Origin of the sequence: Mesorhizobium sp. 113-3-3, from assembly GCF_016756495.1 — a bacterium.
In the GTDB taxonomy this organism is placed as follows: domain Bacteria; phylum Pseudomonadota; class Alphaproteobacteria; order Rhizobiales; family Rhizobiaceae; genus Mesorhizobium.
Window position 1 is genome coordinate 802,565 of the sequence record NZ_AP023243.1, and the last position, 13,432, is coordinate 815,996.

At 64.4% G+C, this 13,432-nt stretch carries 14 protein-coding genes; 7 read left to right on the forward strand and 7 right to left on the reverse strand.

Annotation, left to right across the window (positions count from 1 at the left end):
- Nucleotides 1-211 precede the first annotated feature (211 nt).
- From dnaK to JG746_RS03730, 6 genes are all read left to right on the forward strand, one after another.
- Complete coding sequence (dnaK, locus tag JG746_RS03705) at nucleotides 212-2,128, forward strand: molecular chaperone DnaK (protein ID WP_202356943.1); 1,917 nt, start codon at nucleotides 212-214, stop codon at nucleotides 2,126-2,128.
- Between the two features lie 223 nt (nucleotides 2,129-2,351).
- Nucleotides 2,352-3,482 (forward strand): molecular chaperone DnaJ, encoded by a 1,131-nt coding sequence (dnaJ, locus tag JG746_RS03710; RefSeq protein WP_202356944.1) that lies wholly within the window; start codon nucleotides 2,352-2,354, stop codon nucleotides 3,480-3,482.
- 149 nt (nucleotides 3,483-3,631) lie between these two features.
- Nucleotides 3,632-4,234, forward strand: a complete 603-nt coding sequence (pmtA, locus tag JG746_RS03715; protein ID WP_202356945.1) for a phospholipid N-methyltransferase PmtA — start codon at nucleotides 3,632-3,634, stop codon at nucleotides 4,232-4,234.
- Between the two features lie 111 nt (nucleotides 4,235-4,345).
- Nucleotides 4,346-4,942, forward strand: coding sequence for an NADPH-dependent FMN reductase (locus tag JG746_RS03720; RefSeq protein WP_202356946.1), 597 nt, complete (start codon nucleotides 4,346-4,348; stop codon nucleotides 4,940-4,942).
- 11 nt (nucleotides 4,943-4,953) lie between these two features.
- Nucleotides 4,954-5,667: an orotidine-5'-phosphate decarboxylase gene (gene pyrF / locus JG746_RS03725; RefSeq protein ID WP_202359252.1), complete on the forward strand. Its 714-nt coding sequence runs from the start codon at nucleotides 4,954-4,956 to the stop codon at nucleotides 5,665-5,667.
- Nucleotides 5,668-5,684: 17 nt separating this feature from the next.
- The gene (locus tag JG746_RS03730) at nucleotides 5,685-5,972 is read left to right on the forward strand and encodes a DUF1330 domain-containing protein (protein WP_019862362.1); all 288 of its coding nucleotides are present in this window, start codon (nucleotides 5,685-5,687) and stop codon (nucleotides 5,970-5,972) included.
- An 85-nt stretch (nucleotides 5,973-6,057) separates the two neighbouring features.
- Here JG746_RS03730 and JG746_RS03735 read toward each other — a convergent pair whose 3' ends face one another.
- Nucleotides 6,058-6,804, reverse strand: a complete 747-nt coding sequence (locus JG746_RS03735) for a GntR family transcriptional regulator (RefSeq protein ID WP_202356947.1) — start codon at nucleotides 6,802-6,804, stop codon at nucleotides 6,058-6,060.
- A gap of 78 nt (nucleotides 6,805-6,882) precedes the next feature.
- Between JG746_RS03735 and JG746_RS03740 the strand changes: the two genes are divergently transcribed.
- Nucleotides 6,883-7,419, forward strand: a complete 537-nt coding sequence (locus JG746_RS03740) for an autotransporter (RefSeq protein WP_202356948.1) — start codon at nucleotides 6,883-6,885, stop codon at nucleotides 7,417-7,419.
- A gap of 7 nt (nucleotides 7,420-7,426) precedes the next feature.
- On the opposite strand, the gene JG746_RS03745 is transcribed toward JG746_RS03740, so the two are convergent.
- From JG746_RS03745 to JG746_RS03770, 6 genes are all read right to left on the reverse strand, one after another.
- Nucleotides 7,427-8,500 carry a D-alanine:D-lactate ligase-like protein gene (locus tag JG746_RS03745; protein WP_202356949.1) on the reverse strand — a complete coding sequence of 358 codons (1,074 nt, stop codon included), beginning with the start codon at nucleotides 8,498-8,500 and terminating at the stop codon, nucleotides 7,427-7,429.
- 160 nt (nucleotides 8,501-8,660) lie between these two features.
- Nucleotides 8,661-9,533, reverse strand: a complete 873-nt coding sequence (locus JG746_RS03750; protein ID WP_446721160.1) for an SMP-30/gluconolactonase/LRE family protein — start codon at nucleotides 9,531-9,533, stop codon at nucleotides 8,661-8,663.
- Nucleotides 9,533-10,171: a 2-dehydro-3-deoxy-6-phosphogalactonate aldolase gene (locus JG746_RS03755; protein WP_202356951.1), complete on the reverse strand. Its 639-nt coding sequence runs from the start codon at nucleotides 10,169-10,171 to the stop codon at nucleotides 9,533-9,535. Before JG746_RS03755 ends, JG746_RS03750 begins: the two co-directional genes overlap by 1 nt.
- Nucleotides 10,168-11,127: a 2-dehydro-3-deoxygalactonokinase gene (locus JG746_RS03760; RefSeq protein ID WP_202356952.1), complete on the reverse strand. Its 960-nt coding sequence runs from the start codon at nucleotides 11,125-11,127 to the stop codon at nucleotides 10,168-10,170. Before JG746_RS03760 ends, JG746_RS03755 begins: the two co-directional genes overlap by 4 nt.
- On the reverse strand, nucleotides 11,124-11,891 hold the full coding sequence (locus tag JG746_RS03765) for an SDR family NAD(P)-dependent oxidoreductase (RefSeq protein ID WP_202356953.1): 768 nt from the start codon (nucleotides 11,889-11,891) through the stop codon (nucleotides 11,124-11,126). The genes JG746_RS03760 and JG746_RS03765 overlap by 4 nt, the downstream gene beginning before the upstream one ends.
- Nucleotides 11,892-12,046: 155 nt before the next feature.
- A complete protein-coding gene (locus JG746_RS03770; RefSeq protein ID WP_095202923.1) occupies nucleotides 12,047-13,396 on the reverse strand; it encodes a putative bifunctional diguanylate cyclase/phosphodiesterase in 1,350 nt (449 codons plus the stop codon).
- Nucleotides 13,397-13,432: the final 36 nt, after the last annotated feature.

Below are 13,432 nucleotides of genomic sequence, written 5' to 3' on the forward strand. Positions count from 1 at the left end.
CGGCACCTGGACCTCAGTCGCGGCCGGAGGTGGAAAGGTTCACGGAAGCCTTGCGCAGAATGCTTGCGCCCGATGCCGCCTGTTCTTATATACGCGCCAAGCCGTGCGGCGCCGGAACTCCGGTTGCCGGACGGGATTTCTTGTGAACAGGGGCTTTCGTCGGAACGCCTTCACGGGTCCTGAAAGCCTGCTTAGCGGAGAGACTAGAAAAATGGCAAAAGTAATCGGTATCGATCTCGGCACCACGAATTCCTGCATCGCCATCATGGATGGCAAGGAGCCCAAGGTAATCGAGAATGCGGAAGGCGCGCGCACGACGCCTTCCATCGTCGCCATCTCTGGCGACGGCGAACGTCTGGTCGGCCAGCCGGCCAAGCGCCAGGCGGTCACCAATCCAGAAAACACCATCTTCGCGGTCAAGCGCCTGATCGGCCGCCGCTATGACGATCCGGTGACGGAAAAGGACAAGAAGCTTGTCCCCTACAAGATCGTCAAGGGCGACAATGGCGATGCCTGGGTCGAGGCTGGCGGCAAGAAGCAGTCGCCCAGCCAGATCTCGGCCATGATCCTGCAGAAGATGAAGGAAACGGCGGAAGCCTATCTCGGCGAGAAGGTCGAGAAGGCGGTCATCACCGTTCCGGCCTATTTCAACGACGCCCAGCGCCAGGCCACCAAGGACGCCGGCAAGATCGCCGGCCTCGAAGTGCTGCGCATCATCAACGAGCCGACGGCCGCGGCACTTGCCTACGGCCTCGACAAGAAGGATGGCAAGACCATTGCCGTCTATGACCTTGGCGGCGGCACGTTCGACATTTCGGTGCTCGAAATCGGCGACGGCGTGTTCGAGGTGAAGTCGACCAATGGCGACACCTTCCTCGGCGGCGAGGATTTCGACATGCGCCTGGTCGAATATCTGGCGGCCGAGTTCAAGAAGGAACAGGGCATCGACCTGAAGAACGACAAGCTCGCCCTGCAGCGCCTCAAGGAGGCGGCTGAAAAGGCCAAGATCGAGCTGTCGTCGACCACGCAGACCGAAATCAACCTGCCCTTCATCACAGCCGACGCGACCGGCCCGAAGCACCTGACGCTGAAGCTGACGCGCGCCAAGTTCGAAAGCCTGGTCGAAGACCTCGTCCAGCGCACCATCGACCCCTGCAAGGCGGCGCTCAAGGATGCCGGCCTGAAGGCTGGCGAGATCGACGAAGTGGTCCTGGTCGGCGGCATGACCCGCATGCCCAAGATCCAGGAGATCGTGAAGCAGTTCTTCGGCAAGGAGCCGCACAAGGGCGTCAACCCGGATGAGGTCGTCGCTTTGGGCGCCGCTATCCAGGCCGGCGTGCTGCAGGGCGACGTCAAGGACGTGCTGCTGCTCGACGTGACGCCGCTGTCGCTCGGCATCGAGACGCTGGGCGGCGTGTTCACCCGGCTGATCGAGCGCAACACGACGATCCCGACCAAGAAGAGCCAGGTGTTCTCGACCGCCGAGGACAGCCAGTCGGCCGTGACCATCCGTGTCTTCCAGGGCGAGCGTGAAATGGCCGCCGACAACAAGGCGCTCGGTCAGTTCGACCTGGTCGGCATCCCGCCGGCGCCGCGCGGCGTGCCGCAGATCGAGGTCACCTTCGACATCGACGCCAACGGCATCGTCAACGTTTCGGCCAAGGACAAGGGCACCGGCAAGGAGCACCAGATCCGCATCCAGGCTTCGGGTGGTCTTTCGGACGCCGACATCGAGAAGATGGTGAAGGACGCCGAAGCCAATGCCGAGACCGACAAGAAGCGGCGCGCCGTGGTCGAGGCTCGCAACCAGGCCGAGGCGCTGGTGCATTCGTCCGAGAAGTCGCTGAAGGAATATGGCGACAAGGTCTCGGAAGCCGAGCGCACGGCAATTTCCGATGCCATCGCAGCGCTGAAGACCGCCGCCGAGGGCGACGACGCGGCCGACATCGAGGCCAAGAGCCAGGTGCTTGCCGAAGCTTCGATGAAGCTTGGCCAGGCCATGTACGAGGCCTCGCAGAAGGAAGCGGCGGAAGCCGACGCCAAGGCGGATGCCGCCAAGGATTCCGACGTGGTCGATGCCGATTTCGAGGAAATCGACGAGGACGACGACAAGAAGAAGTCGGCCTGATTCGCCTGACGGCAAGATAAAGCGAAAAGCCCGGCGTAAAGCCGGGCTTTTTTGCAACCATCTTTGAAAAAGTGCGCGGCCTCACCAAAAAAATGACAGAAAAACCCGGACAGGCGCTTACCAGCACTGGCATCCGGGCGGCACCGATCCTAAATCGAGGCGACGTGCCGGCAAACGACGCAACAATGCATCAAGACGTTGGGCATCCGGACAGCGGGAAAAAATGAAAGCTGATTTCTACGAAACGCTGGGCGTGCAAAAGGGCGCCGACGAGAAGGAGCTCAAGAGCGCTTTCCGCAAGCTCGCCATGCAGTTCCATCCCGACCGCAATCCCGGCGATCACTCCTGCGAGCACAAGTTCAAGGAAATCAACGAAGCCTATGAGACGCTAAAGGATCCGCAGAAGCGCGCGGCCTATGACCGTTTCGGCCACGCCGCCTTCGAACAGGGCGGCATGAATGGCGGGGCGCAAGGCTTTGGCGCCGGCGGCTTCGCCGACATCTTCGAGGATATTTTCGGCGACATGATGGGCGGGCGCCAGCGCCGCTCGTCTGGCGGCCGCGAACGCGGCGCCGACCTGCGCTACAACATGGAAATCTCGCTGGAAGAGGCGTTTGCCGGAAAGACCGCGCAGATCCGCGTGCCGGCCTCGATCTCCTGCACGGAATGCTCTGGCAGCGGCGCCAAGCCCGGCACCCAGCCGGTGACCTGCTCGATGTGCCATGGCCATGGCAAGGTGCGCGCCACGCAAGGCTTCTTCTCGATCGAGCGCACCTGCCCGCAATGCCAGGGCCGCGGCCAGACGATCAAGGATCCGTGCCCGAAATGCGCCGGGCAGGGCCGCGTCACCGAGGAGCGTTCGCTGTCGGTCAACATTCCGGCCGGCATCGAGGACGGCACCCGCATCCGCCTTGCCAATGAGGGCGAGGCCGGCCTGCGCGGCGGGCCTTCGGGCGACCTCTATATTTTCCTGGCGGTGAAGCCGCATGAATTCTTCCAGCGCGATGGCGCCGACCTCTATTGCAAGGTGCCGATCTCGATGACGACGGCGGCCCTCGGCGGCTCCTTCGAGGTGACGACGCTGGACGGCACCCAGACCAAGGTGAAGGTGCCCGAAGGCACGCAGAACGGTCGCCAGTTCCGCCTCAAGGGCAAGGGCATGCCGGTGCTGCGCCAGCCCAATGTCGGCGACCTCTACATCCAGACCGCTGTCGAGACGCCGCAGAACCTGACGCGCCGCCAGCGCGAGCTGCTGGAGGAGTTCGAACAGCTCTCCTCGCAGGACAATTCGCCCCAATCGAGCGGCTTTTTCGCCCGCATGAAGGATTTCTTCGAGTCCTTCGGCGAACGCTGATAGACGAGAACGGCGCGGGGTCAGGTGAAACGCACCATGTCTTGAGACGCGACGAAATCTATCTTATCCACGACATGCGTCTCGCAACGCCTTGCCTTGCGTCAACCAGGTGTTAAGTAGCTTTGCGGGGAGCCTTGAGGAGAGCTTGCATGACACGTGGTCACGGACTGCGGAAGGCGCTTGCCGAGAAGTTCGACGACGAACTCAAATTCTTCAAGGGCTGGATCGACAAGCCGAAGACGGTCGGTTCGATCGTTCCGACCAGCTCAATCACCGCGCGCAAGATGGCCTCGATCGTCAATCCCAGGTCCGGCCTGCCGGTGCTTGAGGTAGGTCCAGGCACCGGTGTCATCACCCGCGCCATCCTCGCCCAGGGCGTACGGCCCGAAAACCTCTATGCCGTCGAATACAACACGGATTTCGTGCGCCATCTGCGCCAGCTCTATCCCGGCGTCAACGTCATCGAGGGTGACGCCTTCAACCTCAACGCCACGCTTGGCGAGAGAAGCGGGATGATCTTCGATTCCGTCGTGTCCGGCGTGCCGCTGCTCAATTTCCCGGTCGCCCAGCGCATCGCCTACATAGAGAGCCTGCTCGACCGCATCCCGGCGGGCCGCCCGATCGTGCAGCTGACCTATGGCCCGATGTCGCCGATCCCGGCCGGCCGCGGCGACTATACGGTCAAGCATTTCGATTTCATCTTCCGCAACATCCCGCCGACGCAGCTGTGGATCTACCGGCGTGAAACATAGGGGAATAGGGGAGTAAGGCAGTATGGGAGTAGGGAAGCCGTCGGAAACCGAACCGTTCATGCCCTACTGCCGTACTCCCTTACTCCCCTACTCCCTTACCTTTCGTGGCCAATGGCAGTGATCCCGAAAATCCTCGTCTTCGCCGGCTCGGTGCGCAGCGGCGCCTATAGCGGCAGGACCGCCGATGTGGCGCAGAAGGAACTTGCGGTGCAAGGCGCCGAGGTGACCCGCATTTCGCTCGCCGATTATGCCTTGCCGATCCTCGACGAGGACCTGGAGAAGGAAAAAGGTGTCCCCGAAAACGCCGTCAAACTCGGCCGTCTGATCATTGCCCATGACGGGCTGCTGATCGCCACGCCCGAATATAACGGCTCGATCCCGCCGCTGCTCAAGAACACGATCGACTGGGTGAGCCGGGTGCGCCGGGATGGCGGCCGATCGGTCAGGCCGCTCGCCGGCAAGGTTGCCGGGCTCTGCTCGTCCTCCAACGGCCATTTTGCCGGCATACGCTGCATAAATCATCTGCGCGCCGTGCTGGTGCGCTGCCAGATGGAGGTGGTGACGCCGGAATGCTCGGTCCCGGACGGCGGCGACGCCTTCGACGAAGGCGGCAATTTCCGTGACGAAAGACTGTACAAATCGATGGAGCATTTATGCCGCACGCTGATCGAAACCTCGCGCATGCTGTCGACCCGGATCGAGGCGTGATCGCCGCAACCATGCAGACCCAATCCATGCAGGCCAAATCCATGCAGGAAAGACTGATCGTCGGCCTCGACGTGCCGACCGTGCGGGAAGCCGAGCAGGCGGTGCGAGAACTCGACGGCGTCGTCTCCTTCTACAAGATCGGCTACCAGCTGGCCTTTGCGGGCGGGCTCGACTTCGCCAGGGAACTGGCCAGCGGCGGGACCAAGGTCTTCCTCGACATGAAGCTGCTCGACATCGACCACACGGTGGCCAAGGGCGTCGAGAACATCGTCAAGATGGGCATGACCATGCTGACCATCCACGCCTACCCCAAGGCGATGCGGGCGGCGGTGGAGGCGGCCAGGGGCAGCGAACTTTGCCTGCTCGCCGTCAGCGTGCTGACCTCGATGGACGAGCAGGACATGATCGATGTCGGCTATGAATACGATCCGCACACGCTGGTGCTGAGGCGCTCGGAACAGGCCCTGCATGCCGGCATGGGCGGCATCGTCTGCTCGGCCGCCGAGGCCGAAGCGGTGCGCCGCATCGTCGGACCCGACATGGCCGTGGTGACGCCAGGCATCCGACCGGTGGGCAGCGACCATGGCGACCAGAAGCGCGTGGTGACGCCGGCGCAAGCGATCCGCAACGGCGCCAGCCATCTGGTTGTCGGCCGCCCCATCGTCGCGGCAAGCGACCGCCGTGCGGCTGCGCAAGCGATCCTCGACGAAATGCGCTCTGCATAGAATTAAGGGAGAGAAGAATGCCCAAGGGATATTGGATCGCCCGCGTCGATGTGCGCGATGCCGAAGGCTACAAAGAGTATATCGCCGCTTCGAAACTCGCCTTCGACCGTTTTGGCGCGAAATTCCTGGCACGCGGCGGGGCGCATGAGCTGGCCGAGGGGCCTGGCCGCGCCCGCAACGTGATCATCGAATTCGAATCGCTGGCGATCGCGCATGACTGCTACCACTCGCCGGAATATCAGCGCGCCGTCGCCATCCGCCAGAAAGTCGCCGACGGCGAGATCGTGCTGGTCGAAGGAGCGTGAAGCCTATCCCGGTCCAGCAGGGTTAGCTTCCTTGTTTTTGAAGCAATTCCCGAGGAAAGCGCCACACAGTTTTCCTGGAATTGCTTCAGACCAAGTCCTGCAGGTTCACGTCGCGCAGCTTGGCCCCGCCAAGCAGCGCGCCGACCAGCTGATGCTTGAGGGCAAGGCACTGCGCGCGGGCAAGTTTCACGATGCCGGGAACGTCGCTCTTCTCGCATGCCTGAAGCAGCTGCTTCTGCTGTTCGACGATCAGCGGCATGAAATCACGCGACTTGAAGCCGAGATGGAGCGCCCGTTCCGACTGGTCGAGGATCTGGCTGAGAAGCTGTGCCAGCCGCAAATTCTCGGAAAGCTCGGCAATCGCCAGGCGAAAGGCACGGTCTGCCGCAAGGAACGCGACAGGGCTGCGCAGCGTCTCAGGCTTCAGCACCTTTCTCGCCGCCAGCCTGATCTCCTCCAGTCCACGCTCGGTGATGCCTGACGTGGCGACCCGGAACACTTCCGGCTCGATCAGGCCGCGCACGTCGAAGATCTCGTTGACGTCGCGCAAGGTCAACGTCGTGATGACATAGCCGCGGCGCGGCTCGCTCCTGACCAGGCCTTCCTGCATGAGGCGGGCAAGAGCGGAACGGATGGTCGCCTTCTTGATGCCGTAGCGCGCCTCGATCTGCTTTTCGGTCAAGGCTTCACCGGGCGACAGGACGCAAGCGACGATATCGCTCTTCAGCTGTTCGTAGGCCTGTTCGCTGCGCAGCAGATCCGCCGTCGACAGCGCCGGCGTCCCGCCTTCGGACGCGGCCGATTTCGATGGCGTGGCTTTTGTCGGCTTCATGCTTCTCTCGCTTTGCATCGGCCTTGACATTGGCCATCTTAGCCATGCTAACTGAGCATCTCAGTCAGGAGCTGTGGCATGCCTCTACCCGCCGACTCCCCTCTCTACCGCGCGATCAAGGATATCGTCAACGCGGCGGCAGGCGCCAATCCCTTCGATCAGGTCAAGGCCGTCTTGAGCGACTATACCAACCGCTTCCATGCGCTCGGCGGGCTTGTCCATGAGGAGGATGAGGATGAGCTGTTGCTGCATGCCAGCCCGCAGCTGACGATCTACCACATCACGCTTTCGCCAGGGGTGCAGTACCCGCCGCACAATCATCTGATGGACGCGCTGATCGGCATCTATTGCGGCGGCGAGACCAATTTCATCTACCCGCTCGCCGGCGAAAAGGTCGACGAGCCGGAGCGGCAGGATTTTTCGGCGCCCGCGCTGGTGCACATGTCTGCCAGCACCATCCACTCGGTCGCCAATACCGGCAGCGCCCGCTCCGGCGCCCTGCATGTCTATCTCGGCGACTTGCCAGGCACCGACCGCCAGCTGTGGAGCCTGACCGACAACCAGCCGGAACCCTTCGACAACAACAGGTACATGGCCGGCGCGCGGCCGATATAGGCTGAGCCTAGCCGTAGCGCCGCTGGCTGGTCAGCCGGCTCGCCGCCGTCGCGGCCATGGCGTCCGCCAGCTCGAGGCCCCATTGCTTTCGGCAATAGTCGCGGAAGTCGAAGCAGGGCAGGCCTGGGCAGACCTCGAACTCGATCATGTGGACGGTGTCGTCGGCCTCGACGCGCAGGTCCACGGAAAACACGTCACGCAGGCCGAGCCCGCCGATCAGCCGCCCGGCGATCGCCCTGATCCTGGCGTCGGCGAGGGGCTGGACATCGGCGACGGCAACGAGCTGCGGTTCGGCATAAAGTCCCGCCGCCTTCGCCTCCTCGCCGGTTTCGCCGTAGAGCGCCATGCTGTCCGCCATGGTCTGGAAATCCGCGCCTGAATCGACAAAGGCGACGCCGAGCGCTTCGGTGCCGGTTTGCGGCGTCAGCCCGAGGAAGCTGGCGCGCACGTTGCGGCCGGCGACATAGGGCTGGACGACGACATCGTCGCGATAGGCGGCGAAGACCCGCCGGCTAAGCTGCAGCGCGTGGCCGAGATCACCCACACGCGAATCCGGCCAGATGCCGATCTTGGCGCCAAGCCGGTTGGGCTTGACGAACCAGCCGGCGGCGGAGGCCGGCGGCTCGACCAGCCATTTGCCGTCGCGGGCGAGACCGGCCTGCGGTACCGGCAAGCCGAGCGCGCCGAGCACGGCGCCGGAGCGGAACTTGTCCTGGCAGAGCGCGAACAGCGAATCATCGGCGCCGATCGTCCGCAATCCTTTGAGCCGGGCGAGCGCCGGCGCGGCGCCGCCACGGAAATAGGCAATGCCGTCGGAGAGCGTCCAGACCAGCGTGTTCTCAGCATCCGCGCGTTCCAGCGCCTCGCCGGCATCGTCGAGTGCTACCGGCGCAAAGGCGAGACCGCGCGCCGAGCAGGCGGCGGCAAGTGCCGCGAAGTCGGCGGCGATATCCGTCGACTGCGCCAGATAGGACGAGATCTCGGTGGCGCGCTGCGGCGGGAAGCCGTCAGCGAGCAGCCGGTCGAAGCAGGCCTTTTCCGGCTCGTAGACAAGGATCAGCTTCGGCTTGTGCTTTGACATGATGGAGCGGGATTCCAGCAGGGGCGATGACTTGGAGCGCGTCGCGTCGAAACGACATGCATTACCATCGCACGGCGGCTGCCATCGGCTTTCGCGAAACCGACCGTGCCGGGCGGTTGCGTGACAACGCCCGGCGAAAACAATCAGCCGCCGCTCCTGCTCAGGCGATCAGCACGCGCGGTTCGAACCGGCCGTTGACGGGGATGTCGATGAGGAAGGTCATGCCCGCCTGCGGGTCGAGCTTGCGCTGCTTGTCGTCCTTGCCCTTCCAGGCCGAGGTCACCGCCAGCCGGTCGGCCTTGGCGCCGACAAAGGCCGGGCAGGACGCCTGCGTCGCCGGCATGGCAATTTCGCGCAACAATGTGCCATCGGGCGAATAGGCCTTCACCGCCTTGCCGCCCCAGACGGCGTTCCACAGCACGCCGTCGCGGTCGACGACGGAACCGTCGATGTAGCCCTTCGACGAGCGGTGGTCGACGAACACTCTGGATTCGCCAACCGGCAGGCCAGTCAACGGATCGCAGGCGATGCGCATCAACAGGCCGGTCGACGTGTCGGTGTAGTAGGCGATCGTCCCGTCCTGCGAAAAACAGATCGAGTTCGACACGGTGATGTCCGAAAACAGGCGGCGCAGTTCGCCCCTGAAGAACCAGTAGATCGAGCCCGCGCCCTTGCTCTCGTCCTTGGCCATCGTGCCGACCCAGAAGGCGCCGCAGGGATGGACGCGGGAATCGTTGGATCGCGTGAGCGGATTGTCGGCCTCGATGGGCGTGTGCAGCGTCATCGCGCCGGTCGCGACGTCGCGGACAAAAAGCCCGGTCTCGGTGGCGATCAGCTGGCGCTGCTCGTCGATGATGGCGATGGCGCTGGCCATCTGGCCAAGCTCATGGATTTTCAGCGCGCCGGTGAGCGGCTTTTCCAGAAGCTTGCCGTTGACGATGTCGAACCAGAACAGCGCATCGGTGGCCGGATCGTAGCTCGGGCCTTCGCCGAGCTGGCAGATGTAATCGGAAAAAACCGAAACCGCGTTCATCATGCGTCTCCGAACACCGCATCCCAGGCCGCAACGGCGGCGTGCGCACGGGCGGCGACGTCGTCGACGCTCATGCCAGGCTTGAACAGGCTGGAGCCCAGCCCGAAGACCGTGACGCCCACCGCCTTGTAGCCGGCAAAGTCCTTCTCCGAAACGCCGCCGACAGCACCGACAAGGGTCTGCGCCGGCAGCACCGCCCGGATCGCGGAAATGCCCGATGCGCCGAGTGCGCTGGCCGGAAAGAATTTCAAGGCCGAGGCGCCCAGCCGGATCGCCTGAAAAGCTTCGGTCGGCGTGAACACGCCGGGCATGGTCACCATGCCATAGTGCATGGCGCGCGCCATCACTTCGGCGTCGATATTAGGGCTGACCAGGAGCCGTCCGCCGGCCTGGTGCAGGCCATCGACATCGGCCGCCGTCAGCACCGTGCCGGCGCCGATCAGGGCCGACTTCGGCAGCACCTGGACAATCCTGGCGATCGACGAGAAGGGCTGGGGCGAGTTGAGCGGCACTTCGATCGCCTCGATGCCGGCGTCGAACAACGCCTGGCCCATGGCAATCGCCTCGGTGGGTTTAAGGCCGCGCAGGATGGCGACCAGCCCGCGCTTGAGTTTCGGGAAGGCTGCGGTCTCGGTCATGCCAAGGCTCCGGTTCTGGCGATCATGCCGTTTTCGCGCGCGGCTTCGATGAGGCCGGCGCGCACCGCTTCATCCGCGTCGACGGTGCGGACGGCAAGCCCTGCAAGGTCGAGCGCAGCCTGGTAGAGCACGGCGAGCGCACCCGAGGCAATCAGCACGACCGGCGCATCGCCGGCGCCATAGCGGCGCTTCGCCGAGGCGATCTCGCCGCCGATCAGAAGCCCGGACAGGCAGGCCGCCGCATCCTCCGATTTCAGGTCCTGCAGCAGCCCGGCGGCGCGGATGGCAAACAGTTTCGAGGTGACGTCGCCGCCCTCGCCAAGCGCCCGTTCGCACCATTGCCGGAAGAACGGGCTGTCCGCCGTGACGGGTGCCGGATGCTCGCCCAGCGAATGTTTGAGGATGGAATGCGCGGCCAGTACCGAAAACAACTCGCCGGTCGGCCACGTGCCGAAGCCGGCAACAGCGCCGTCCTCGACCACCACCCATTTCGAATGGGTGCCGGGCATGCAGGCGAGATGCCGCCCCTTTGCCGGCAAACCGGCGCCGGCCAATTGCGTTTCCTCGCCACGCATGACATCGGGCGCATCAGCCAGGCGCTGGGCGAGGCCGGGAACGATGCGGATGTCGCGGCGCTCGCCCTCGATACGGGCCGCGCCGCGCAGGATGGCGCCGATCGGCGCCGGCACGGTCACATAGGGCGCCTCGATCCAGCCCTGGCGAGAGCCGGCCATGCCGCAGATGATGACAGGCAATGTATCCAGTGCGCCCAGGGCGGCCAGATGGCCTTCCAGAACGTTCGAAAAGCCTTTTTCGCGTGCGGTGATTAGGCCGTCATCGCCACGGCGCTCGGCAAGCACCTTGCCGCCGCCGTCGATGAGCCATGCGCGAAGCCGGGTCGTGCCCCAATCGAGCGCGGCGACCGCCGGAGTGTTGCTGGCGATCCCCTGGCTCACAGAAAACCTCCGTCGACGATCAGCATCTGCGCGGTCAGCATGCGCGAGGCATCCGAGGCCAGGAACAGCACCGTGCCGACCATGTCGTCCGGGCGCATGACCTCCTTGATGCACTGCTTGGCGACATGGGCGGCAAGCGCCCCTTCGGTCACCCAGCGTTCCTGCTGCCGTTCGGTGATCACCCAGCCGGGCGCGACGGCGTTGACGCGGATGCGGTCCGGCCCGAGCTTGCCGGCCAGCCCCTTGGTGAGGCCGAGAATGCCCGCCTTGGCGGCGGTGTAGGCCGGCATGTCGGGATGGTTGATGAGATAGGATGTCGAGGTGAAGTTGATGATCGAGCCGCCGCCGGCCCGCTTCATGCCCGGCGCCACCGCTTGCGCGGTGAAGAAATGTGGCCTGAGGTTAATCGCCTGGTTGTTGTCCCAGAACTCCACCGTCACGTCCTCGACGGCGTGTCGTTCGTCCCAGGCGGCGTTGTTGATCAGCACGGTGACATCGCCATGCGCCTCCGCCGCCCTGGCCATCGAGGCGCGTAGCGCCTCGATGTCGCGCAGGTCGGTCTTGAGGTAGAGCGGCCGGCGGCCGAATTCCTTCTCGATGCGGTCGGCAAGCAGCGTGCTCGGACCCTCGGCGATGTCGATGAAGGCGACATTGGCGCCCTGGCGCACAAACCCCTCGGTCAGCGCCGCGCCGATCCCGGAACCGCCGCCGGTGATCAGCACCGAGGCGCCCTTGAGGTCGGCAAAATCCGCCGATGGCATCATGTCTTTTCTCTCCGAGCATGGACGGCGCGCATCCTAGCCACGCAAGTCGCGCGGGCAAGGGCGAAAAGCCGGATTTGCTGGCTTATGTCAGACAAAACGACAATGCGCCGCACTCGCCGCAAGGCCGCGATGGCCGACAGCGAGAAAATCGCCGATCAGATCGCCTTGGCGCGTAGCGCGCCGCGGAAGGAATCGCGGAGATAGCCGAGCGTGGCGTCGGCATCGACCGGCTTGCCGAAGAGATAGCCCTGCCCGCCGGCGCAGCCGAACTGGACCAGGCGATCGGCCTGCGCTTCCTCTTCGATGCCTTCGGCGACCACATCCATGCCCAACCCTTCGCACATGGCGAGAATGGCGCGGATGATGTGTTCCGACGGGCGGTCGTCGAGAATGGAGGAGACGAAGGCCCGGTCGATCTTGAGCTTGTCGAAATGGAATTCGCGCAGGCGGCCGAGAGAGGACTGGCCGGTGCCGAAATCGTCGAGCGAGACGCGGATGCCGACGCGCCGCAGGTCCTCGACGATCTGCGCGGCCGAGGCCGGATCGTTCATCAGGCCGGTTTCGGTGATCTCGATCTCCAGGCGGCGCGGATCGAAGCCGGTGCGGTCGAGAATCGCCAATATGTGCAGGCCGGTGTTCTGGTCGACGAGCTGCGAGGGCGACAGGTTGAAGGACAGGAACAGGTCGCTCGGCCAGCTTCGGGCCGCCTCGGTCGCCTTGCGCAGCACGAGCTGCGACAGCGGGCCGATGATGCCGCGTTCCTCGGCGATGGGGATGAAGACCGTCGGCGGCACCGCGCCGAGATCACGATCGGTCCAGCGCGCCAGCGTCTCGAAGCCGATGGTGCGGCGCGTGGTGAGGTCGACGATCGGCTGGAAATGCGGCTCCACTTCGCCGGCGGAAACGGCGCGGCGCAGCGCCTGCTCGATGCGGGTGACGCGCTTGGCCGCCTCTTCCATCTCGCGTGTGTAGACGACGACCCGGCCACGGCCGGAGCGCTTGGCGTGGTAGAGCGCCGTCTCGGCCTTGTTGATGAGGATCTCGGTGGTCTCGTCGCCGGAATAGAACAGCGAGCAGCCGACCGAGGCCGACAGCCTGGCGGTGCGCTCGCCGACATCGTAGGGCGCCGACAGGATTTCGATCAGCATGCGGGACTTTTCCGCCGCCGCTTCCTCGGAGAACACCAGCGGATAGAGAAAGGCGAATTCGTCGGCGCCGATGCGGCAGACCGTGGAATGGCCGTCCATCGAGGCGCGCAGCCGCATGGCGACCTGGATCAGGATGTCGTCGCCGGCCTTGTGGCCGAACAGATCGTTGATCGGCTTGAAGCCGTCGAGGTCGAGAATGCCGACGGTGAAGGGCGCGGGATCGTCGGCACGGTCGCTGATCAGGCGATCGACCTTGTCGAAGAAGCGGCGATGGTTGCCAAGCCCGGTCAACGGATCTGTGAAGGCCAGATCCGTGCTCTCCCTGTTTGCCTGACCGGTGCCAAACGAAGTTTGCATCGGTGTCCCTGTTTTTGACATCGGAATTTATGCGCG